A 21,161-nucleotide genomic window follows, 5' to 3' on the forward strand; every position below is an offset into this window, starting at 1 on the left:
GCGACGCGGCGCCGGGCCGTCCTCGGACTGACGTTCGTTATCGGCAGAAAACGACGCGCTGTGTGTAGATCTGCGGCTCGACGGCCGGCTTCGCGGAGCCGTTGAGGTCGTCACGATAGGCACGGTAGGTCTTGCCGTTCACCGTCACTTCCGTCGCACGTGCCGTCTCGATCGAGTTGAGCCCGTTGCGCTGCCAGCCGCTCACCTGGTCCGCCGCCGTCACGCTCGCATCGCCCGCGATCTTCTGCGTGATCGCGCTGCCGTCGCTCCATGGCTGCGTCTGCATGTCCTCGGCATGCTGCATCGCGCCGACCGTCTTGCCGGTCGGCGTCGGCCCCCTCTGCGCCTCGAACGGCGCGCCTCGGCCGTACACCGGCGATTGCCACGACGGTGCGTGCCCCTCCTCCGGCATCATGTAGATCATCTGCGGATCGCCGATCATCATCATCGGCGCGCACGCCGTGTTGTCGGCGCGACCGAGCGTCGTCAGCGCCTGCGCGACGCTCGTGGCGTTTGCCGCGGTCTGCTCGCCCAGGATCACGAAGACCGCCGGGTTCTGAAATACCGCCTGTGCTGCGGCTTGTGCGCTGTACAACAACAGAGCGACCAAAAAGATCCTCATGATTGAGGCCTCCTTGCATCCTCGTCAGGCAAAAAGAGGTGTTGACCTCGGGGATGGGATCAACACCCGTCAAACAGGAAACGACCGTCGGGCCTCGGGTCCGGACGGCTCCCGTGCGCCGCCATTCCGGCGCACGGGAGCCGGACCCGCGTGCTTACGACGACGTGCTCGTCGAGATGACGGCCGGAGCCGGCACGACCGGTGCGGCCGGGGCGGCCTGCTGGTCGACCGGAGCCGCCGGCAATCCTTGCGCCGGATCGGACAACGCGGGCATCTCGGCGGGCTGCGCGGCGGCCTGGTCCGGCACCTTCGCGTCGGCTGCCGGCATGTCGGCAGGCGCTGCGGCCGCGGCGGCGGCAGGCTGCACGGGTTCCGGTGCGGGCGCTTCCGCGGCGACCGGCGCCGGTTCGGCGGCCTTCGCATCGGCTGCCGGTGCGGGCATCGCGGCCTCGGCTGCGGGCGCCGCGACGACGGCAGCGGCCGGCGTCGTGTCCGCAGCCGGCGCGGCAGCGGCCTGCGCTGCGTTGTCGGTCGCGGCCGGCATCGGCTCCGGTGCCTTGTCGGCGACGGGCTGCACGGGTTCGGGGGCCTTGTCGGCGATTGCCGGTGCGGGTTCGGGCGCCTTGTCGGCGACCGCCGGTGCGGGCTCCGGTGCCTTGTCGGCAACCGCCGGTGCGGGCTCCGGTGCCTTGTCGGCAACCGCCGGTGCGGGCTCCGGTGCCTTGTCGGCAACCGCCGGTGCGGGCTCCGGTGCCTTGTCGGCGACGGGCTGCACGGGTTCGGCGGCCTTCGTGTCGGCGACCGGCGCGGCAGGCACCGGCGATGCCTTGTCCGCAACGGCCGGCGCGGCAAGCACGGCGGCAGCCGGCACGGCGGCGATCGCGGCCGCCGGTACGACCGAGGCTGCGGGCGCGGCCGCGACAGCGGGTGCGGCAGCCACCGCAGGCGCTGCAGCGACGGCCGGTGCCGCGGCTGCAACGGCGGGTTTGGCAACGGCAGGAGCTGCGGCTGCGGCAGCAACAGCCGGCGCCGCCACTGCCGGCGCGACAGCAGCAACAGCCGGTGCGGCAACGGCCGGCGCGGCGGCAACCGGTGCGATCGACGGCACGGGCACGGGTACCGGCACCGACACGGGCGCCGCCTGCACCGAGGTCGTCGCCACCGGGCGGGCCTGCGCCGGTGCCGGCGCGGCAGCGCCCAGCGGCGGCAAGCCCATGCGGTCACGTACGATCGGATCGCGATACTTCACGTCGTCGGCGACCGTCGCTTCCACGCTCGGCGCCACGTTCGAACGTGCGAGCGGCGTCGTCGTGCCCGGGCACAGATGCCCGGTCGCTTCCACCGCACGCCGGTTCGCGTCGCTCTGGCAGAGCAGCGCGAGCGCCACGTCGGTCAGGCCCATCGCACGGAATTCACGCGCGTCGAGGCGCCGCACGCAGGCCTGGTCGACCAGCGTCGTGCCGCCCGTCGCGCCGAACCCCGGGAACGACACGCCGACGCTCACCGATCCCATGCAGGTATCGGACAGCGTGGTCGTGAGGCCCGGCGCCTGGATCGCGGGGTTCGTCTTGATCGTCTGCGTGCCGGAGTAGTTGACGTTTTCCGACGACTGGGTGTTGTACGGGTTGGTGCCGGGCGCGCCGGACGACTGCAGCGACTGCGGCGTCACGTTCGTGCCGCCGCTCGTGCTGGACGGCATCGTCACGTTCACGTTCACGCTCGAATTGCCGCTGCTGCGAACCCCGCTGGAGCTGGTGGCGTTGCCGCCGCGCGAGCTCGTGGTGTTCGTGTTCATGCTCGAGCCGCCGCCCTGGCTGACTGCCGTCGACGACGTCGACGACTGCGCGCTCGAAGTCGAATCGGCGGTTTGCGCTTGGGCGCCGATCGTGGTCATCGCGAACATCGCAGCGCATGCCACCTTGATCCTGTTGCTGTTCATTTCACTCTCCGGACGAGGTTTTACCTCCCACCCAGGCAACCGTACTAATTCCCCTGATTCCCTTCAGCTTTGCCTGCTTCCCCGAACTGCTTCCAGCCGTTGCCCAGCTGGGACCACGAGCCGGCCGACATGCCCTGCCACTGCTGGGCGTCTGGTCCGCCGATGGCACTGCCCGAAGAAAGCGTTTGTTGTTCTGACGGTTTGGTTGTCTGGTCAGGGTTGTTTGACGTCTGCAAATTCGATTGCACGTCGTTGGCAATACGGTCAGCGCCATACGCCGTCAGAGACGCGAGCATCAGAGCGGCGGCAATCAGTTTCTGCTTCATGCCAACTCCTTACGTGACAACAATGTGGGCAAAAGAGACCAGCGTCGCTGGGAAACTGGTCCCCCCCACACCTGACTAATGACTGCTTCCGGTCGCACTTGAACTGGCGTTGCTTCCGCCCGATGCGGACGGCGAGCCGGCCGGACCGGTACTCCACACGGTCGACGAGTTGTAGTGATTCGAACCCGCGATCGCGCCTGACCCCGCACTGCCGGTCAGCCCAGCGGCACCCGCGTTGGCATTGCCCTGGTCGTTCGCGCTGCTGGCCGTGTAGTGGTTGGCGCCCAGCACGATCGTGGCACTCACCCCTCCCGACAGCGCATTCGCGTTCTCGTTCGTTGTACTGTTTCCACCGTACGAGCCTGCGGCACCGATACCGCCGCCTGCCGCGAACGCGCCCCCGTTCGTGCCCGAACCGCTGGCCGTCGAGGTCGTGTTGTGGAAGGCGGACGCCGTGCCGGCGGAACCAGCGGGTGTCACCGTACTGCCCGCGTTCGCGCCCGCCGTCGAAGTCGAATTGCTGGTATAGCTGCCGGAGCCGACCAGAACCGAACCGGAAACACCCGCCGCAACGGACTGTGTCTGGTTGGTCGTGGAGGAACCCGCTGCCAATGCAGCCGACGATATGACGGTGAGCGCTGTCGCGAAAATGACTTTGGCTTTCATAGCAATTCCTTGCTGTGAGTAAGTTCGGCGGTGGCGGAGCCGGGTCTACCCCCATCGAGCGGAACCCGGCATCCGTACCGCCAGCCAATGACGAACGCTACGCGTCGCGGCTTAGTGGTGAACCGTCCAGCCGATCGAGCCGGCGTTCGCGCCGCTGGTGCCGCCTGCTTGTGCGCCGCCGAAGCCGAAACCGCTAACCGACGACGATTGCGTGTGGTTCGTGTACGAGATCGAACCGCTGCCAGGGCCACCTGCAAGTGCGCCGGCTGCACCGAGTGCAGAGCCGGAATCGGTCGCGGTGAAATGGCCGAAGCCGGCAACGCCTGCCATCGTCGAACCGCCGCTCGACGAGCTGCTGCTCGACACCGTGCCGCTGCCTGCGAACGCTGCACCCGAAACCGCCAGAACTGCTGCTGCAATCAGAAGCTTCTTCATGGTCGACTCCAAAACGGCGTGGACGGAGTGAGTCAGGAAGATCGCACGCCATCAACCTTCCTGACTTGAGCAATCCTCGAAATTAAGGATCACTATCGAATTAAGAAATCATGCTGCCTTTTCAATTTCTGTTTTTTGCGAATTTGGCCAGACGAAGCTTAGTCTCGTGTTTTTTGGTTATCCAAATTTTTTTGGTAGGTGTTTTCTATTATTTTTATGAACATTGGATTTATTAAAAACACCATTGCCTGGCAAACCAGAAAGATGCAGATATCTTTCCGGCCCGCGATATTCGATACCCCGCCGGTCGGCGTGCCGGTACACGGCACTCCATGCCGGAATCGAAAATTCGCGAATACATTAACCACCGCAAATGCAGCGACGTTGAAAAATACACCTTTTATTCAGGCGACAACGGGCCTGCATTGCAGCCAGGTGGCATGTCGTCTCCCTGAGCTGTCGACGAAAGGTCTTCCGGATAATCCGGCCGACGGGCGTTCGATCTAATCCGGCCGGCGCCGGCATGGGCCAGGCGCGATCGAAGCGGCCCTGCACGGCCGAAGACGAATCGGCATCACGCTGTCCGGCACGAACAGCCTGATCCATCCCGATGAACTGAATGAAAGTGAGTGTCGCTGTCGCCCGACTGCCGTGCGGCGCGACAACCGCGCCATCACGCGAAGCGCGCGGCGGGCAAGAAACCGGGACAGCGCAACCCGCGATGCTGGCACAGCGTCGCGAGCGTCACCCCGGCCTTTCCGACTACCCCACTGATGCGCAAAGTACGCGCCGATCAACCTACAGCTTATGGTCTTCATCGCCGTTTCCCCGACTGCTTATTGACGAGTTGGCCGCCCCACCTGTTCGTTGCTTCGTGTCGACCGCCCGCCGGTGCGTCCAGTACCGCAAGCAGCGTGCCACACGTTATTCCACCGGAGATTGCGCACGGCAAGCGGCCGCCACGGCAGCCCGCATCGCCGGGAACGACATTTTTTGTTTCAGGAATGTATCGCAATGGCGGTTTGACGCCCTCGGCGCTTGTCGAGCGCCACGACGCAACTGCCGGATTTGACGGACGAATCCGGCTCGCGGCCGTGCGTCTGATGGTCAGATGAACGAGTGTTTCAAACTTGAGAAGCACATGGCCGCGCAAGGCCGGCGGCGCCGGCATTTCCGCTTGCGAACCGTGGGGCGACACGCAAATGGCCCCCTCGCGTGCCATCACAAACGAGAATCGATTCGGCCGACACAATGCCCGGAGAGCCCGGTACATCAGCCTCCTGCATCACGTCGGCACGCGTTTCTCCGGATGACCGAAACGAATTTGATTCATTCGTGAAAATACCGACAGGATCACACGCCGCTCAAGCGTCGAAATAACCGTAAAAATTAAAACTTTCGCACTGGCGTAATAATTAAAACAAATGAAAAAACGCGACCTCATCCGTACGCCACACAACATTTTTTCACTTTCATTCCTTATCCTTTCACCCACCCGATCTCCAGATTGGCCGCACGTTCGAGAAGTGTTTTCAATCCTTTATCCGCTCATTTCTCATTGATGAAACATTCCCGCTCGACATCTGATCGACGAAGCGAATCCCGCAAAAGCCTGATTTATCGCGTTTTTCGTCGTATCGAATCGCATCGATCCGGCAATCGGCATGCCGGCTTTTCTGGCCCCACGATTCACGCATGAAACAGAAGCGCGCATATCACGCTGCAATCTCGCCGCCGCGCCCGTGCGCATCGTGCCGACATCGTTCATGGCATGCCGATTGCCTGATATCCGGCTCTCACCGAGCGGCACGCCGTGGCACAAGATCACGAACGGCGGCCTGCTCGTCAATCAGCGTATCGGGGAAAAGGCGATGAAGATCATCACCGATCGATCGACGCTTGCGTCGTTCAAGCATCAACGGGGTAGTCAACGAAACCGGAGTGCCTGTCGCGGTGCTTCGTCGACATCCGTACATGCGAACCGGCGCTTGCCGAAGCGACACCCGTGCAGCGGGATGGAACGCGTGCGCGCCGCCGTCGAACTGATCGACGTGTTGTTCCCCGAGCTGAACGACGAAGGTGAAAGCCATGAATGACAGGGTCACGCTCGAGACGCGCGCCGGGCAGCGTGTCCTCGTCACGGGCGGCGCCGGCTTTCTCGGCAGCTATGTCTGCGAGCGCCTGGTCATGGAAGGCGCATCCGTCACGTGCATCGACAGCCTGCTGACGGGGCGCAAGCTCAACGTCGCCGACCTGAAGGCGTCCGGCCGCTTCGAGTTCGTGAAGGGCGACGTCTCGCTCGGCCTGCCGCAACTGCAGGTGGACGAAATCTGGAATCTCGCGTGCGCGGCATCGCCGCCCACCTACCAGATCGATCCCGTCCACACGATGATGACGAACGTGCTCGGCATGCACCACTGCCTCGCGCTCGCGCGCAAGACGGGCGCGCGCGTGTTCCAGGCGTCGACCAGCGAGATTTACGGCGACCCGGCCGTGCATCCGCAGACGGAAACCTATCGCGGCAACGTGAACACGATCGGCCCGCGCGCGTGCTACGACGAAGGCAAGCGCGCGGCCGAGGCGCTGTGCTACGACTACTACCGCATGCACGGCATCGACGTGCGCGTCGCGCGCATCTTCAACACCTACGGCCCGCGGATGTCGCCGCGCGACGGCCGCGTCGTATCGAACTTCATCGTCGGCGCGCTCAACGGCGCGCCGCTCGAGATCTACGGCGACGGCATGCAGACACGTTCGTTCTGCTTCGCGACCGATCTCGTCGACGGCTTCTTCTGCCTGATGAGTGCCGAGCGCAACATCGGCACGCCGGTCAACCTCGGCAACCCCGGCGAATTCACGATGCTCGAACTCGCGGAGAAAGTGCTCGCGATGACGGGCTCGAAATCGGAGATCCTGTTCCGGCCGCTGCCGATCGACGACCCGCACCAGCGCAGGCCCGACATCTCGATCGCGGCGGCCGAGCTCGGCTGGCGGCCGGCCGTCGATCTCGACGAAGGGCTGCGCCGGACCGTCGACTATTTCAGCCGGGAACTGTGGCTCGAGCCGGTGCTGCGCATGACCGGGGCCACGGCATGAAGGTGCTCGTGACAGGCGGAGCGGGCTATATCGGCAGCCATACCTGCAAGGCGCTCGCGGCGGCGGGACACGAGCCGGTCGCCTACGACAATCTGTCGACCGGCCATCGCGACGCCGCTCGGTGGGGGCCGCTCGTCGCGGCCGACATTCTCGATCGCGACGCACTGTCGAAGGCATTCGCCGTGCATCGGCCCGACGTCGTGATCCATTTCGCCGCGCTCGCCTACGTCGGCGAATCGGTGCTCGCGCCCGAGCGCTATTACACGGTCAACGTCACGGGCACCTGCACGCTGCTGAGCGCGATGCGCGCGGCCGGCGTCGGGCGGATCGTGATGTCGTCGTCGTGCGCGACTTACGGCATTCCGGATGCGCTGCCGATCTCGGAACGCACGCCGCAGCGGCCGATCAATCCGTACGGCTTCACCAAGTACGCGATGGAACGGATGGCCGCCGATTTCGAGCGCGCGTACGGAATCAGGTGGGTCGCGCTGCGCTACTTCAACGCGGCAGGCGCAGACCCTGACGGCATGATCGGCGAATGCCACGAACCGGAAACGCACGCACTGCCGCTCGCGATCCGCGCGGCACTCGGCACGGGCGACGCGTTCCAGGTAATGGGCACCGATTACCCGACACCCGACGGCTCGGCGATTCGCGACTACGTGCACGTGAGCGACCTCGCCGACGCGCACCTGCAGGCGACCGCCTATCTGTGCGGCGGCGGCCACAGCGTCGCGTTGAATCTCGGCACCGGCAAAGGGACGTCGGTGCTCGACGCGCTGCGCGCCGTCGAAGCCGTGACGGGCCGCCGCGTGCCGACGGTGACGGCCGCGCGCCGCCCGGGCGACCCGCCCGAGCTGTACGCCGACGCCACGAAAGCCGCGCTCGTGCTCGGCTGGCGGCCGCGTTTCACCGCGATCGAACCGATGGTCGAACACGCCGCGGCCTGGTTTCAGAAAGCACTGCAAGTCGAATCAGGCAAGTGAACCAGTTTCCTTGAACGCCACCCAGGGGAATCACCATGAATGTGCGGATCGCCATCGTCGGCACCGGTTACGTCGGGCTGGTGAGCGGCGCGTGCTTTGCGGATCTCGGGCATGACGTCGTCTGCATCGACAACAATCGCGGCAAGATCGACGCGCTGAACGAAGGCCTCATGCCGATCTACGAACCGGGCCTCGACGCACTCGTCGCACGCAACGTCGAACGCGGCACGCTGCGCTTCAGCAGCGACCTCGCGGCGAGCGTGTGCGACCGCGACGCGGTATTCATCGCGGTCGGCACGCCGACGCTGCCGGGCACCGACCAGGCAGACCTCCAGTACGTCGAGGCAGCCGCGCGCGAGATCGCGTCGAACCTGACCGGTTTCGCGGTCGTCGTCACGAAGTCGACGGTGCCGGTCGGCACCAATCGCGTCGTCAAGCAGATCGTCGAACGCCACGCGCCGGCAGGCGTCGACGCGGCGATCGCATCGAATCCGGAATTCCTGCGCGAAGGCTCGGCGATCGACGATTTCATGCATCCGGACCGCGTCGTGTTCGGCGCCGAGCATCCGCGCGCGATCGAGATCATGAAGGCCATCTATGCGCCGCTCGAAGCGACGGGCCACCTCGTGCTCGCGACCGAGATCGAAACGGCCGAACTCGTGAAATACGCGGCGAATGCGTTCCTCGCGGTGAAGATCAGCTACATCAACGAGATCTCGGACCTGTGCGAAGCGGTCGGCGCCGATGTCGAACTGGTCGCGAACGGGATGGGCCTCGACCGCCGCATCGGCGCATCGTTCCTGAAGGCCGGCCCCGGCTGGGGCGGCTCGTGCTTTCCGAAGGACACGCGCGCGCTGAAGGCGACGGCGTCCGAACACGCGGTGCCGCTGCGCATCGTCAGCGCGGCGATCGAATCGAACGCGCTGCGCAAGGAGCAGATCCTGCGCCGCATCGAGAAGGCCTGCGGCGGCTCGATCAAGGACAAGCGCATCGCGGTGCTCGGCCTCACGTTCAAAGGCCAGACCGACGACGTGCGCGAAAGCCCGAGCATCGACGTGATCCAGCTGCTCGTCGGCGCGGGCGCGCATATCCGCGCGTACGACCCGGCGCGTCCGCACGAAGCGTCGCGGCTGCTGCCGCAGGTGTTCATGGAGGGTTCCGCGATCGACGCGGTGCGCAGCGCGGACGCCGTCGTCGTGATGACCGAATGGAAGGCGTTCGAGGCCCTCGATCTCGCCGACCTCGCGGATCACATGGCCGATCCCGTGATGCTCGACATGCGCAACCTGTTCAGCGAACGGCTGGCCGTCGACAGCGGCTTTCGCCGCTACGAACGCGTGGGCCGCTCGTGCGGCGAACGCACGCCGGCGGCCCCGGAACCGGAACCGGAACCGGAACAACAGCACGCCAGCGAGGACACCCGGCCGCAACGCGGCCTGCTTCAAGACTGATGATCTGACCTTGACGGGAGAACACCATGAAGAAGCTGGTCGCGTCGCTTGCCGGCGGCTCCGTGCCGGATACCGCCGATACCGCCGATACCAACGAAACCGACACCGAGGCCGTTCGCACCGACTCGCAGCAGGCTGACGTCCCGCTCGTCGTCCCGTTGATGGACAGCGGGACCAGGATCGTCTTCCACATCCTCGCGCTGTGCTGGTTCGTCGCGCTGGGCATCTTCTGGCGCTGGTGGCTGCGCGACGAGCACTACGTCGACGCATTCCGCTTCGGCGTCAACTGCTTCGTGCTGTTCTGGACCACCTTCATTCCCGGCTACTTTATCTTCATCATCCGCTCGGCGGTCGTGCCGAACCCCGCGCTGGCGGTGCCGCGCGACTGGCGCGTCGCGATGGTCGTCACCAAGGCGCCGTCGGAGCCGTTCGACATCGTCCGCACGACGCTGCTCGCGATGCTCGACCAGACCTACCCGCACGATACGTGGCTCGCGGATGAAGACCCGTCGCCCGAGACGCTCGACTGGTGCCGCGAGCACGGCGTATTCGTATCGACGCGGCGCGGCATCGCCGCGTACCACCGCGCGAGCTGGCCGCGCCGCACCAGATGCAAGGAAGGCAATCTCGCGTACTTCTACGACATGGTCGGCTACGACAACTACGATTTCGTGTCGCAGCTCGACGCCGACCACGTGCCGACTCGCACCTATCTCGAGGAGATGCTGCGGCCGTTCGTCGATCCGGAAGTCGGCTACGTGTCGGCACCGAGCATCTGCGACAGCAACGCGGCCGGGAGCTGGAGCGCGCGCGGGCGCGTGAACGTCGAGGGGCCGCTGCACGGCACGATGCAGGCCGGTTATGCGGGTGGGCTCGCGCCGCTGTGCATCGGCTCGCACTATGCGGTGCGCTGCCGCGCGCTGCGCGAGATCGGCGGGCTCGGGCCCGAGCTCGCCGAGGATCACTCGACCACGATGATCTTCAATTCGAAGGGCTGGCGCGGCATGCACGCGCTGAACGCGATCGCGAACGGCGAAGGACCGCGCACGTTCGGCGACCTCGCCACGCAGGAGTTCCAGTGGTCCAAGAGCGTGATGATCATCATGCTGCGCTACACGCGCCACTATTTCATGGGGCTGCCGCTGAAGCTGAAGGCGCAGTTCCTGTTCTGCCAGCTGTGGTACCCGCTGTGCGCGCTCGCGATGGCCGGCGGCGTCGTGATTCCGGTCGTCGCGCTGCTCACCGGCCGCGTGTGGGCGCACGTCGACTACCTCACGTACCTCACCTATGCGCTGCCGCTGGCCGTGCTGCTCCTGTGCGTCGTGACCTGGGCCACGCGTTCGACCCAGTCGTGCCGCCCGCTGAATACGAAGCTGCTGTCGTGGGAAGGGCTGTCGTTCGTGTTCGCGCGCTGGCCGTGGGTCGTGCTCGGCTGCGCGTCGGCGGTGTTCGACTTCGTGCGCGGCAAGGAATTTCCGTTCAAGGTCACGCCGAAGGGCGGCACGATCGAACAGGACGCGCCGCTGCGCGTGGTCGCGCCGTACCTGCTGATCTCGCTGTTCTGCAGCCTGCCCGTCGTCACGGTCGAGAACCCGCGCAATGCCGCGGGCTTCTATCTGTTCTCGACACTGACGAGCATCCTGTATCTCGTGATCGCGGCCGTCGTGGCGGTGAATCACGGCAGGGAGCAAGGGCTCGAATGGTCGGCGTTCCGGCAGATGTTCTTCAGCCGCCTGCCGGTGCGCAACGCGCTGTTCGTGTTCGCGCTCGCGATGCTGCTCGCGGGCATCGGGCTGCGCGCGCCGAAAGGCTGGCAGGCGATGATGTGGCGCTCGGGCCTGCCGGCCGTGGTCGCGCCCGCGCCGGGCGAGCCGGTGAAGCAGCCCGAACTCGGCGCTTACGATCCCGACAACACGCTCGCGGCCAACCGGGATCTCGCGTTCGACCATGTGTTCGTGTCGTGGAACGCGCCCGACATCCGCGCGGAAATCGACGCAGCCTACCGGAATGCGCAGGCACGGAACCGCTCGCTGATGCTGACCGTCGAGCCCTGGGCGGCGGGCAACACGCGCCCGGGCGCGCTGCTCGCGGATATCGCGCACGGGCGCTACGACGCGCAGATCGCGGCCACCTGCTCGGCGCTCGCCGCGTTGAAGGGCCCCGTGTTCGTGCGCTGGGGCCACGAGATGGAGGCCGACACCGGGCGCTATCCGTGGGCCATCGGCGATGCGCCGGCCTACGTGGATGCGTACCGGCGCGTCGTGACCACGTGCCGTACGATGACCGACCAGCTCCGCTACGTGTGGTCGCCGGCCGGCAACCGGAACCTCGACGACTATTTTCCGGGCCGCGGTTATGTGGACGCCGTCGGCCTGTCCGTGTTCGACTGTCCGCGCTGCGCGACCTGGCCGGCCGGCGGCCATGCGTCCGCCGCGAGCATCCTGCGGACCAAATACGAGCGGGTGACCGATTACGGGCTGCCGGTGATGATCACGGAGCTCGGCGTCGACGGGTCCGGTTCGCGCAAGCGCGAGGCACTCGACGAACTCCAGCGGTCGCTGTGGCGCTATCCGCTGCTGAAGGCGGTCGTGTATTTCAACGCGGTCGATACGCCGGGCGCGTGGCCGGTGCATTACGTGCCGGACTGGCGGATCGCGCCGACGTTCCTGCAGACGACGGTGGTCGCCCGATGAAATGACCGTGACCGGTGACCGGCCGCGCGCCGGCTGCCGGCCGTCAGCCGAGCAGTTCCTTCTTCCGCAGCTGCACGACGTCGCGCATCGGCGGCGCGCCGAACAGCCGGCTGTATTCGCGGCTGAACTGCGACGCGCTTTCGTAGCCGACGACGGCCGCCACCGACCCGACATCGCCGCCCTGCCGCAGCAACAGCCGCCGCGCCTCGTGCAGCCGCAGCTGCTTCTGGTACTGCAGCGGGCTCAGCGTCGTCACGTGCTTGAAATGGTGGTGCAGCGACGACACGCTCATGTTGACCGCCTGCGCGAGCGACTCGACGCGCATCGGCTCCGCGAAGTGATCGCGGAGCCATTCGATCGCGCGCGCGATCCGGTGCGTCTGGCTGCCCGCGATCGCCATGTGCCGCAGCCGCGTGCCCTGCCCGCTCGTCATCAGCCGGTACAGCAGTTCCTTTTCGATCAGCGGCGCGACGACCGGAATGTCGGCCGGCGTATCGAGCAGCCGCGTCAGGCGCAGCGCGGCATCGAGCAGCGGCGGCGTGAGCTCGGCGAGCGCGATCCCCTCGCCTTCGGGGCCCGCGTCGGGTTCGGGCAGCCGCATCTCGGCCGCGAGCTCGACGATGCGCTGCGGATCGAGCGTCAGCGACAGGCACAGGTAAGGCGCTTCCGGCGACGCGTGCGTCACGCGCGACAGGATCGGCAAGTCGATCGATGTAATCAGGCAATTCTGCGTGTCGTATTCGTAAGCCTGGCCGGCGACGATCACGCGCTTCGCGCCCTGCGCGGCGATCACGAGCGCGGCGCGCGACACGCCGCAGCCGAGATCGACCGGCCGCGAATGCCGGTGCAGCATCAGGCCCGGCACGGCCGTCGAATGCGAGCCGTCCGCCGGCGCGAAACGGCCGATCAGCGTCGCCAGCTCGCGCCGCCCGGATTCGCGCGACGTCACGATATCGGTCATGTCCATGACACTTCCTCGATAGATTTCCCCATGTCGCGGGAGCATAGCGAAACCGCCCGGAGCCTGCCGGGGATTTGCAGGATTGTTCAATAAATTTGCAGGATTGGGTAGACGCAAAAACCGGCGCCTCGCGCACACTGCCCGCTAACCGGGCGCATGCCGGGTTTTCCCCACGGAGACAATCAAAATGCCAACCTCGTTTGTCCTGAACGGCAAGAACGTCACGCTCGACGCCGATCCGTCGATGCCCGTCCTCTGGGCGATTCGCGAACACGCGGGACTCACCGGCACGAAGTTCGGCTGCGGCATGGCGCAGTGCGGCGCGTGCACGGTGCATCTCGAAGGCCAGGCCGTCCGCTCGTGCGTGCTGCCGCTCGCCGGCATCGCGGGCAAGCACATCACCACGATCGAAGGACTGCAGAGCAAGCCCGCGCAGGCCGTGCAGGCCGCCTGGGTCAAGCTGCAGGTGCCGCAGTGCGGCTACTGCCAGTCCGGCCAGATCATGTCGGCCACCGCGCTGCTCGAACAGAACCCGAAGCCGACCGACGCGGACATCGACGCCGCGATGAACGGCAACCTGTGCCGCTGTGCGACCTACGCCCGCATCCGGGCGGCGATCCACGACGCGGCCGCGACGCTGGGAGCCTGACCATGACGATCGAACTCGACAACACCGGGTCGGTGCGTCCGTCGCGCCGCACGTTCCTGAAGGCCGCGGGTGCCGCGGCCGCCGTCAGCCTGACCATCGGCTTCGAATGGGCCGGCCTCGGCCGCCGCGCGCTGGCCGCGACCGCGCCCGCCGCAGACTTCGCGCCGAACGCGTTCCTGCGCATCACGCCCGACGGCGCCGTCACGGTCATCGCGAAGCACGTCGAAATGGGCCAGGGTGCGTATACGGGCATCGCGACGATCGTCGCCGAGGAGCTCGATGCCGACTGGTCGACCGTGCGCGTCGAAAGCGCGCCGGCCGATGCGAAACGCTACGCGAACCTCGCGTTCGGCACGATGCAGGGCACGGGCGGCAGCTCGGCGATGGCGAACTCGTGGCAGCAACTGCGCGAAGCGGGCGGCAAGGCCCGCGCGATGCTGGTGTCGGCCGCGGCGGCCCGCTGGAAGGTTCCGGCCGGCGAGCTGACGACCGCCAACGGCGTCGTCACGCACGCGAAGAGCGGCAAGAAGGCCGCGTACGGCACGCTCGTCGCCGACGCGTCGAAGCTGCCGGTGCCGGACAAGGTCGTGCTGAAGCAGCCGGCCGATTTCAAGCTGATCGGCCATCGGATTCCGCGCGTCGACGCGTCGCCGAAATCGAACGGCACCGCGCATTTCACGCTCGACACGACCTTCCCCGGGATGCGGGTCGCGCTGCTGCAGCGCCCGCCGCGCTTCGGCGCCACGGTGAAATCGTTCGACGCGACAGCCGCCAAGGCCGTGCCGGGTGTCGTGTCGGTCGTGCAGGTGCCGGGCGGCATCGCGGTCGTCGGAACCGGCTTCTGGGCCGCGAAACAGGGTCGCGACGCGCTGAAGGTCGAATGGGACGAAGCGCACGCCGAAAAGCGCGGCTCCGACGAGATCATGCGCGAATACCGGCAACTCGCCGACAAGCCGGGCACGTCGGCTCGCAAGGACGGCGATGCCGACGCGGCGATCGCGGGCGCCGCGCGCAAGATCGGCGCGACGTACGAATTCCCGTATCTCGCGCACGCGCCGATGGAGCCGCTCGACGCGGTCGTCAAGCTGACGGCGGACAGCTGCGAAATCTGGGCCGGCGACCAGTTCCAGACGGTCGACCAGGCCAACGCGGCCAGGACGGCCGGCCTGAAGCCCGAACAGGTGCAGATCCACACGCTATACGCGGGCGGCAGCTTCGGCCGGCGCGCGAACGCGTGGTCCGACTACGTGGTCGAGGCCGTGTCGATCGCGAAGGCGCTCGGCGCCGACGGCAAGCCCGTCAAGCTGCAATGGACGCGCGAGGACGACATCCAGGGCGGCTTCTACCGGCCGATGTACTTCCACAAGCTCGACGCGGGGCTGACTGAGGACGGCAAGCTGGTCGGCTGGCGCCACCGGATCGTCGGCCAGTCGATTCTCGCCGGCACGCCGTTCGAAGCGTTCATGGTCAAGAACGGCATCGACGCCACCTCGGTCGAGGGCGCGGCGAACCTGCCGTACGCGGTGCCGAACGTGTCGGTCGAACTCACCACCACCAAGGTGGGCCTGCCCGTGCTGTGGTGGCGCGTGGTCGGCAGCTCGCACACCGCGTATGCCGTCGAGGCGTTCATCGACGAAGCCGCGCACACGGCGGGCAAGGATCCGTACGCATTCCGCCGCGACCTGCTCGCGAAGGAGCCGCGCATGCGCGCGGTGCTGGACCTGGCCGCGCAGAAGGCCGGCTGGGATCCGGCCAAGCCGCTGCCGAAGGGCCGCGGGCGCGGGATCGCCGTCGCCGAGGCGTTCAAGAGCTATGTCGCGCAGGTGGCCGAGGTGTCGGTCGACGCGGACGGCAAGGTGAAGGTCGAGCGCGTGGTGTGCGCGGTCGATTGCGGGATCGCGATCAATCCCGACATCGTCGCCGCGCAGATGGAGGGCGGCATCGGCTTCGGGCTCGGCGCGGTGATGCACAGCGCGATCACGCTGAAGGACGGCCAGGTCGAACAACGCAACTTCGACGGCTACCACGTGCTGCGCATCGCGGAGATGCCGAAGGTCGAGGTGCATATCGTGCCGTCGGCCGAAGCGCCGACCGGGGTCGGTGAGCCGGGCGTCGCGCCGGTCGGGCCCGCGGTCGCGAACGCGATCTTCGCGGCAACGGGCAAGCGGCATTACGTGCTGCCGTTCGATTCGGCGGATAGCGCGAAGGCTTGACGGCGGGGCGACACGCCGGCCGCGGGGCGGAGACGCCCTGCGGCCGGCGTTTTCAATGCATCGCGGGAATGTCGTGCTTGTTCGAGCCGACGCCGCCCGACCTCGCGCGGCCCGTCCGCCCCCCTTACTCCTGCTCGACTTCCGGCCAAAGCCTCGGAAACAGAAACCGGAGGCTGCTCAGCGGCAATCCGAACGAAAGCTCGCCGCGATGCGAAGGTGAAGTCAGCAGAGCGCAGTCGCCAGCGGGGTATCGCGTACGGCAAGCAACCGCTGCGACGAATCGACGAGTTCGGCGGCCTGCTCGAGCAGCGGATCGAGTACGCGATCTTCGGGAAACAACGGCTCGGGGGTGGCGACGGTCGTCATGCTTCCGTGCAGGGTTTCATGTAGGGTTCGATGTCGGCAATTTTGGCCACTTATGTCACTGATTCATATTGATTTTCCATCGACCCGTGTAGGGTTCGATGTAGGGTTCGATGTCGTGTTCCCATCCCCTGCCGCCGATCCGGATCGCGCACATGTTGCCCCCGGCTCCCCCCGCGTTACGTCAGACGTAACGCCCGTAACGTCGCCCGCCGATGCTACGTAACAATCCTTCACCTTTGCTCTGACCCTTTCCCTACCCGCGGCACGCCGCTCCTTGAAAATTCTTTTAAATTCAAGGCCACAGTGCCGTCCGCTCGGGTGCCGCCCCCTGTCGTGACACGACGATTCCTTCCCTGGCCCGGAAGTTGCAGCACAGGACTCGCAAACACTCCTTTATGGACATGCGAGGGCCACCATGGATTGCAAATACCTGTACATCGACAACATAAAAATCAACTTTGTGCGCCGCACGATCGAAATCGACAACAAGATCGTCGACGTCACGCCGCGTGAATTCGACGTCGTCGAATTCCTGCTCGACAACATGAACAAGATCGTGCCGCGGCAGGCAATCCAGGAAGCCGTGTGGGGCCGTGAACTCGGCGTGTCGTCGCGCACGCTCGACACCCATATCTCGCGTATCCGCTCGAAGCTGCAACTCGATCACGACAAGAACCTGCGGATCATTCCGATCTATGCGGTCGGCTATCGCCTGGTGCTGTTCGGTGCGGCGATGACGCACGTCGAGCGCCACGAAGCCGCGCCGATCCTGCGCGCGACACCGCAAGCCGTGATGGCCGCCGACTACGCCTGACGATTTACCCGCGAGCCGCATGCATGCGGCTCGCCTGCCAAGCTCCCCCCACCGCGCTGCGCCGATCCGCAGCGCTTCGCGGCACGCCCGTCGGGCGCGGCCCGCACGCCGCCCGGCCCGCCAGCCAGTCGCGACCCGACCGCCGCCTCCGGGCGGCGGTCGCTTTTGGGCGCCGGCGGCCGCACGACACCGCGCTTCGTCACGCGTCGTCGCGTCCGCTCGTGCCCCCGCCGATGCCCGCGACTACGGAATCCGGCGTGACACACGACCCTCGCCGTCCCTACAATCGACCCGGTAGCCGCGCGCCCTCCGCGCCGCCGGCCCGGAACGAACGGAACGATCATGAAGATGCGCGATTCGCGAATCGCCGTCGCCTGCCTTTGCGCGTTGGCCGCGCTGGTCGCACTCGTGTGCACCGCGCCGCCCGTTGCGCGCGCGGCGAACGACACCACGCTTCACGCCGCGTCGATGACGCCGGGCGATCCGGATGACGGCAGCGCCGGTCGCGACACGCCGCCCGCACGCCAGCGCCGGATGGATGCCGCTGCAACCACGCCGCCCGATCGCGTGCGCCGGCAAGCTTCGCCGGCGGCCTCCGCCGATCCGCCTTCGTGCCATGCGCGGCCCGTGATGACGATGTGTCGCGGCCTCCACTCGAACGACGCGAAGCGGCGCTGCATGCGCTGCCTCGATCAGTAACGACGCGCAACGCGCCGCCTCATGCGGCGCGTTGCGCCTCCAGCCACGCCTGGAACATCAGCACCGTCCACAGCTGGTGCTGCCAGTTCATCCGGCCGGTCACGTGCTGCCGCCACAGACGTTCGACCGCGTCCGCATCGAAATAGCCTTCCTCGCGCAACCGCGACGGCCGCAGCAGCGCCTCGGCCCAGTCGCGCAGCGCGCCGCGCAGCCAGTGATCGACGGGCGCGCAGAAGCCCTGCTTCGGCCGGTCGATCAGCGCGGACGGCACGTAGCGGTCGAGCAGCCGGCGCAGCAGCGCCTTCGATTGCCCTTCCGGCAAGCGCACGTGCGCCGGCACGCGCCACGCGAATTCGACGACGTGATGATCGAGGAACGGCATGCGCGTTTCGAGGCTCACCGCCATCGCCGCGCGATCGACTTTCGCGAGGATGTCGGTCGGCAGGTACGTGAGCGTGTCGATCGCCATCGCCTGCTCGGCGAAGCTCAGGTGCGCGGGCCACGCGGATACGGTATCGAGCGGCGTCGCCGGCTCCTGCCCCGACAGCGCGAGGCGCTCGGGATGATGCACCGACGACATCAGCAGCCGGTACAGCCCGATGCGGCTCTCGGCGGTCATCACGTGGCCGAGCTTGTGCAGGCGATCGCCGATGCGCGCCGCCGATTCGCGTGCCTCCACGCCGCCCCACGCCCCCTGCGCGACGGCCGCAAGCTGATCCGCGTGATCGGGCCGCAACGCATGCAGCGCGGCGGCGATCCGCGCCCGCACGGCGCCCGGCACGCGATGCAGCTTGCGCCACAGGCGCGGCGTCAGGAAATAGCGCGTATAGCCGCCGAACAGCTCGTCGCCGCCGTCGCCGGACAGGCTCACCTTCACGTGCCGGCGCGTCAGCTCCGACACGAGAAAGGTCGGGATCTGCGACGCATCGGAAAACGGCTCGTCGTAGATCGACGGCAGCTTCGGCACGACGCCGAGCGCGTGGTCGGCCGTGACGTAGAGCTCGGTATGGCGCGTGCCGAGATGGCGCGCGACGGCCTTTGCATAACCGGCCTCGTCGTAGCCGGCCTCATGGAAGCCGATCGTGAACGTATCGACCGGTGTCGACGATTGCGCCTGCATCAGCGCGACGATCGTCGACGAATCGATGCCGCCGGACAGGAACGCGCCGAGCGGCACGTCGGCTTCCATCTGCCGCGCGACGGCCTGGCGCAGGACCGCGTCGAGCTGGCCCACCGCGTCGTCGGCACTGCCCTCGAACGGCTGCGCGCGACCGTCCTCGATCACCTGTTCGAGCGTCCAGTACGCACGCAGGCGCGGCGTGTCGCGCGCATGCTCGAACTGGATATACGTGCCGGGCGGCAGCTTGTGGATGCCGCGATAGATCGTATGCGGCGCGGGCACGCTCGACTGGCGCAGGTACAGGCACAGCGCATCGCGATCGATCGCGCCGTCGAAGCCCGGATAACCGCGCAGCGCCTTCAGTTCGGACGCGAACACGAGCGCGTCGCCGATCCGGCCGTAGTAGAGCGGTTTTTCGCCGATCCGGTCACGCGCGAGCGTCAGCACCCGCGATGCACGATTCCACAGCGCGAACGCAAACATGCCGGTCGCGCGCCGCAGCGTCGCGTCGACACCCCACGCGACGATCGCCGCGATCAACACCTCGCTGTCGGAGTGGCCGCGCCACGCCGGTGCGCGCCCCGCGCGCTCGAGCTCCGCGCGCAGTTCGCGATGGTTGTAGATTTCGCCGTTGAAGACCATGACGTAGCGACCGCACGCGGATGCCATCGGCTGTCGGCCGTGTACCGACAGGTCGACGATCGCGAGCCGCCGGTGGCCGAGCGCGATGCCGGCCTCCGGGTCGACCCAGATCCCCTGCCCGTCCGGCCCGCGATGCGCAAGGCTCGCCGTCATGCGCGCGAGTGTGCCGCGCGCTGTCTCCTCATCGCAGGCGACGCTATTCAAAAAGCCGTCGATTCCGCACATTGATTTGTCCGCCCCTGTTGACCAGTTCCGTCACGCACGGCGCAACCTCGCGGCCCGCCGTCCGGCGTGACGACCGGGCCATATTACGAAGAAATAAATCAGCAATAATTCATAGGTGAACTCGCCAATCACTCGAAAAAAACGCTGTCAAGCATCGTGTGCGGAGCGCGTCGGCGCGCGCGGCCGCAGCGGCCCGTCGGGCCGGCCGCGCATGGGCCGGCCCGACGTTCATCGGTCACGGAAAAAAACGGGGACGAACGCGGCGGACGCGCGGCGTCAGGATGGCAGCCGGCGGGCCGCCAGGTATGCGAGCTGCGCGCGGTTCTGCACGTTGAAGAGTTTTTCGAGCGAGCGGATATGGTGGCCGACCTTGTGCAGCGACGTGCGCAGCGCACTCGCGATCTCCTGGTCGGACAGACCATGCACGAGGCGGTCGAGCACCTGTAGTTGCTCGTCGCCGAGCGCGAAGCCGCGCATGCGCGCGATGCGTGCCTCGAGGAACGGCAGCGCGACACGATGCACCGCGAGGCTGACCGACAGCGCACCGCCGATCACGCGATCGTCGATCCATTCGGTGCCGTGCGTCTCCGACGTCACGTTCACCGCGACACGCAGGTCGAGGCGCGGCGCCGACAGGCCGAACAGCACGCCGCTGTTCATCGCGTGCGCACGCAGATGGCCGGCGAGCGCCAGCATCTTGCGGTCGCCGCTGCCCTGCGCGGCCGCCTCGATCTCGTCGAGCTGCCACGCAACCGGAAAGCCGCTCTGCCGCACCTGCGCGAACCGCGGGTCGCTCTCGTAGAGCATGCCCTCGAAAAATGGCTGCATGAACGTCGCGGGAGCGAGGTCGCGAAGCAGGTGCGCGCACAGGATGCGCCGCCCGATCATTTCGAAAGCGCCATAACCGAGCGTGCTGAAACCGATTTGCCGCAAGCGCGCATGACATAACGCGAAATCGGCCAAAGCCGGGTCGGTTTTACCGAATTCGATTTGCGCGCCGGTAAAAACGTCGTGCCCGATTGCCTGATATTCATTCGAATAAGCCGCGGCCGTTGCGATATCGGCCTGCGAAAACCACTCGACGCGTGGTGCGCCGTCAGCGTATGTCATGAGGAGCCCGCCCTTTCCCAATATATGAACCTGCGCCCCGTCACGATCTGGTCTTGTCTCGATGGATTTTCTGGTCTTCGTTATTTGCGTGCGAATAGGAATCTTCCGCCGCCATTAGTATTACGGCATATTACGCGTACACAAGCGT

Annotated in this window: 17 protein-coding genes and 1 pseudogene; 9 read left to right on the forward strand and 9 right to left on the reverse strand. The window is 66.8% G+C overall.

Translation table 11 applies throughout. From position 1 onward, the window contains the following. Positions 1–37: 37 nt before the first annotated feature. The 5 genes from FOZ70_RS10895 to FOZ70_RS10915 all read right to left on the reverse strand — a co-directional run bounded on the left by FOZ70_RS10895 (position 38) and on the right by FOZ70_RS10915 (position 3,988). On the reverse strand, positions 38–622 hold the full coding sequence (locus FOZ70_RS10895; protein WP_021156315.1) for a hypothetical protein: 585 nt from the start codon (positions 620–622) through the stop codon (positions 38–40). A 154-nt stretch (positions 623–776) separates the two neighbouring features. Continuing rightward, entirely contained in the window at positions 777–2,561 is a 1,785-nt protein-coding gene (locus tag FOZ70_RS10900) for a chemotaxis protein CheA (protein ID WP_219705876.1), read from the reverse strand. Positions 2,562–2,605: 44 nt separating this feature from the next. Next, positions 2,606–2,887, reverse strand: a complete 282-nt coding sequence (locus tag FOZ70_RS10905; RefSeq protein ID WP_011354481.1) for a hypothetical protein — start codon at positions 2,885–2,887, stop codon at positions 2,606–2,608. Between the two features lie 75 nt (positions 2,888–2,962). After that, positions 2,963–3,553, reverse strand: coding sequence for a hypothetical protein (locus FOZ70_RS10910; RefSeq protein ID WP_060323877.1), 591 nt, complete (start codon positions 3,551–3,553; stop codon positions 2,963–2,965). Positions 3,554–3,664: 111 nt separating this feature from the next. Further along, complete coding sequence (locus tag FOZ70_RS10915; RefSeq protein WP_021162963.1) at positions 3,665–3,988, reverse strand: hypothetical protein; 324 nt, start codon at positions 3,986–3,988, stop codon at positions 3,665–3,667. A 1,664-nt stretch (positions 3,989–5,652) separates the two neighbouring features. Between FOZ70_RS10915 and FOZ70_RS10920 the strand changes: the two genes are divergently transcribed. Genes FOZ70_RS10920 through FOZ70_RS10940 form a run of 5 tightly spaced genes read left to right on the forward strand, consistent with a single transcriptional unit; the run spans position 5,653 to position 12,214 of the window. Then, on the forward strand, positions 5,653–6,084 hold the full coding sequence (locus FOZ70_RS10920; protein ID WP_244113805.1) for a hypothetical protein: 432 nt from the start codon (positions 5,653–5,655) through the stop codon (positions 6,082–6,084). After that, positions 6,077–7,084, forward strand: a complete 1,008-nt coding sequence (locus tag FOZ70_RS10925; RefSeq protein ID WP_042977503.1) for a UDP-glucuronic acid decarboxylase family protein — start codon at positions 6,077–6,079, stop codon at positions 7,082–7,084. The genes FOZ70_RS10920 and FOZ70_RS10925 overlap by 8 nt, the downstream gene beginning before the upstream one ends. Beyond that, positions 7,081–8,070 (forward strand): UDP-glucose 4-epimerase GalE, encoded by a 990-nt coding sequence (gene galE / locus FOZ70_RS10930; RefSeq protein ID WP_219705877.1) that lies wholly within the window; start codon positions 7,081–7,083, stop codon positions 8,068–8,070. Before FOZ70_RS10925 ends, galE begins: the two co-directional genes overlap by 4 nt. Before the next feature lie 35 nt (positions 8,071–8,105). Further along, the gene (locus FOZ70_RS10935) at positions 8,106–9,521 is read left to right on the forward strand and encodes a UDP-glucose/GDP-mannose dehydrogenase family protein (RefSeq protein WP_219705878.1); all 1,416 of its coding nucleotides are present in this window, start codon (positions 8,106–8,108) and stop codon (positions 9,519–9,521) included. A gap of 26 nt (positions 9,522–9,547) precedes the next feature. Beyond that, complete coding sequence (locus tag FOZ70_RS10940; protein WP_219705879.1) at positions 9,548–12,214, forward strand: glycosyltransferase family 2 protein; 2,667 nt, start codon at positions 9,548–9,550, stop codon at positions 12,212–12,214. A 43-nt stretch (positions 12,215–12,257) separates the two neighbouring features. Here the strand turns inward: FOZ70_RS10940 and FOZ70_RS10945 are convergent, their stop codons facing one another. Continuing rightward, positions 12,258–13,181, reverse strand: a complete 924-nt coding sequence (locus FOZ70_RS10945) for an AraC family transcriptional regulator (protein ID WP_027789521.1) — start codon at positions 13,179–13,181, stop codon at positions 12,258–12,260. Positions 13,182–13,362: 181 nt separating this feature from the next. Between FOZ70_RS10945 and FOZ70_RS10950 the strand changes: the two genes are divergently transcribed. Continuing rightward, a complete protein-coding gene (locus FOZ70_RS10950) occupies positions 13,363–13,824 on the forward strand; it encodes a (2Fe-2S)-binding protein (protein WP_021162969.1) in 462 nt (153 codons plus the stop codon). A 2-nt stretch (positions 13,825–13,826) separates the two neighbouring features. Next, positions 13,827–16,037, forward strand: a complete 2,211-nt coding sequence (locus FOZ70_RS10955) for a xanthine dehydrogenase family protein molybdopterin-binding subunit (protein WP_059587027.1) — start codon at positions 13,827–13,829, stop codon at positions 16,035–16,037. 222 nt (positions 16,038–16,259) lie between these two features. On the opposite strand, the gene FOZ70_RS10960 is transcribed toward FOZ70_RS10955, so the two are convergent. Then, positions 16,260–16,403 carry a hypothetical protein gene (locus tag FOZ70_RS10960; protein WP_230948219.1) on the reverse strand — a complete coding sequence of 48 codons (144 nt, stop codon included), beginning with the start codon at positions 16,401–16,403 and terminating at the stop codon, positions 16,260–16,262. 415 nt (positions 16,404–16,818) lie between these two features. Between FOZ70_RS10960 and FOZ70_RS10965 the strand changes: the two genes are divergently transcribed. Beyond that, positions 16,819–17,217 carry a winged helix-turn-helix domain-containing protein gene (locus tag FOZ70_RS10965; protein WP_021162972.1) on the forward strand — a complete coding sequence of 133 codons (399 nt, stop codon included), beginning with the start codon at positions 16,819–16,821 and terminating at the stop codon, positions 17,215–17,217. A gap of 504 nt (positions 17,218–17,721) precedes the next feature. Further along, positions 17,722–17,916 (forward strand): annotated as a pseudogene (locus FOZ70_RS10970) (lytic transglycosylase); the annotation flags it as partial. A gap of 19 nt (positions 17,917–17,935) precedes the next feature. On the opposite strand, the gene asnB reads toward FOZ70_RS10970, so the two are convergent. After that, positions 17,936–19,903, reverse strand: coding sequence for an asparagine synthase (glutamine-hydrolyzing) (gene asnB / locus FOZ70_RS10975; protein WP_042977509.1), 1,968 nt, complete (start codon positions 19,901–19,903; stop codon positions 17,936–17,938). A gap of 276 nt (positions 19,904–20,179) precedes the next feature. After that, on the reverse strand, positions 20,180–21,013 hold the full coding sequence (locus FOZ70_RS10980) for an autoinducer binding domain-containing protein (protein ID WP_042977513.1): 834 nt from the start codon (positions 21,011–21,013) through the stop codon (positions 20,180–20,182). Positions 21,014–21,161 lie beyond the last annotated feature (148 nt).

This window comes from Burkholderia sp. COPS (assembly GCF_019425585.1).
Lineage (GTDB): Bacteria > Pseudomonadota > Gammaproteobacteria > Burkholderiales > Burkholderiaceae > Burkholderia > Burkholderia cepacia.

What these genes read in the sequence shown, in the direction of transcription:
- FOZ70_RS10915 (WP_021162963.1), bottom strand. Translation starts at nt 3,988, where the DNA reads ATGAAGAAGCTTCTGATTGCAGCAGCAGTTCTGGCGGTTTCGGGTGCA.
- FOZ70_RS10945 (WP_027789521.1), bottom strand. Translation starts at nt 13,181, where the DNA reads ATGGACATGACCGATATCGTGACGTCGCGCGAATCCGGGCGGCGCGAG.
- FOZ70_RS10905 (WP_011354481.1), bottom strand. Translation starts at nt 2,887, where the DNA reads ATGAAGCAGAAACTGATTGCCGCCGCTCTGATGCTCGCGTCTCTGACG.
- FOZ70_RS10980 (WP_042977513.1), bottom strand. Translation starts at nt 21,013, where the DNA reads ATGACATACGCTGACGGCGCACCACGCGTCGAGTGGTTTTCGCAGGCC.
- galE (WP_219705877.1), top strand. Translation starts at nt 7,081, where the DNA reads ATGAAGGTGCTCGTGACAGGCGGAGCGGGCTATATCGGCAGCCATACC.
- FOZ70_RS10960 (WP_230948219.1), bottom strand. Translation starts at nt 16,403, where the DNA reads ATGACGACCGTCGCCACCCCCGAGCCGTTGTTTCCCGAAGATCGCGTA.
- FOZ70_RS10900 (WP_219705876.1), bottom strand. Translation starts at nt 2,561, where the DNA reads ATGAACAGCAACAGGATCAAGGTGGCATGCGCTGCGATGTTCGCGATG.
- FOZ70_RS10950 (WP_021162969.1), top strand. Translation starts at nt 13,363, where the DNA reads ATGCCAACCTCGTTTGTCCTGAACGGCAAGAACGTCACGCTCGACGCC.
- FOZ70_RS10910 (WP_060323877.1), bottom strand. Translation starts at nt 3,553, where the DNA reads ATGAAAGCCAAAGTCATTTTCGCGACAGCGCTCACCGTCATATCGTCG.
- FOZ70_RS10955 (WP_059587027.1), top strand. Translation starts at nt 13,827, where the DNA reads ATGACGATCGAACTCGACAACACCGGGTCGGTGCGTCCGTCGCGCCGC.
- FOZ70_RS10940 (WP_219705879.1), top strand. Translation starts at nt 9,548, where the DNA reads ATGAAGAAGCTGGTCGCGTCGCTTGCCGGCGGCTCCGTGCCGGATACC.
- FOZ70_RS10920 (WP_244113805.1), top strand. Translation starts at nt 5,653, where the DNA reads ATGCCGGCTTTTCTGGCCCCACGATTCACGCATGAAACAGAAGCGCGC.
- FOZ70_RS10935 (WP_219705878.1), top strand. Translation starts at nt 8,106, where the DNA reads ATGAATGTGCGGATCGCCATCGTCGGCACCGGTTACGTCGGGCTGGTG.
- FOZ70_RS10925 (WP_042977503.1), top strand. Translation starts at nt 6,077, where the DNA reads ATGAATGACAGGGTCACGCTCGAGACGCGCGCCGGGCAGCGTGTCCTC.
- FOZ70_RS10895 (WP_021156315.1), bottom strand. Translation starts at nt 622, where the DNA reads ATGAGGATCTTTTTGGTCGCTCTGTTGTTGTACAGCGCACAAGCCGCA.
- asnB (WP_042977509.1), bottom strand. Translation starts at nt 19,903, where the DNA reads ATGTGCGGAATCGACGGCTTTTTGAATAGCGTCGCCTGCGATGAGGAG.
- FOZ70_RS10965 (WP_021162972.1), top strand. Translation starts at nt 16,819, where the DNA reads ATGGATTGCAAATACCTGTACATCGACAACATAAAAATCAACTTTGTG.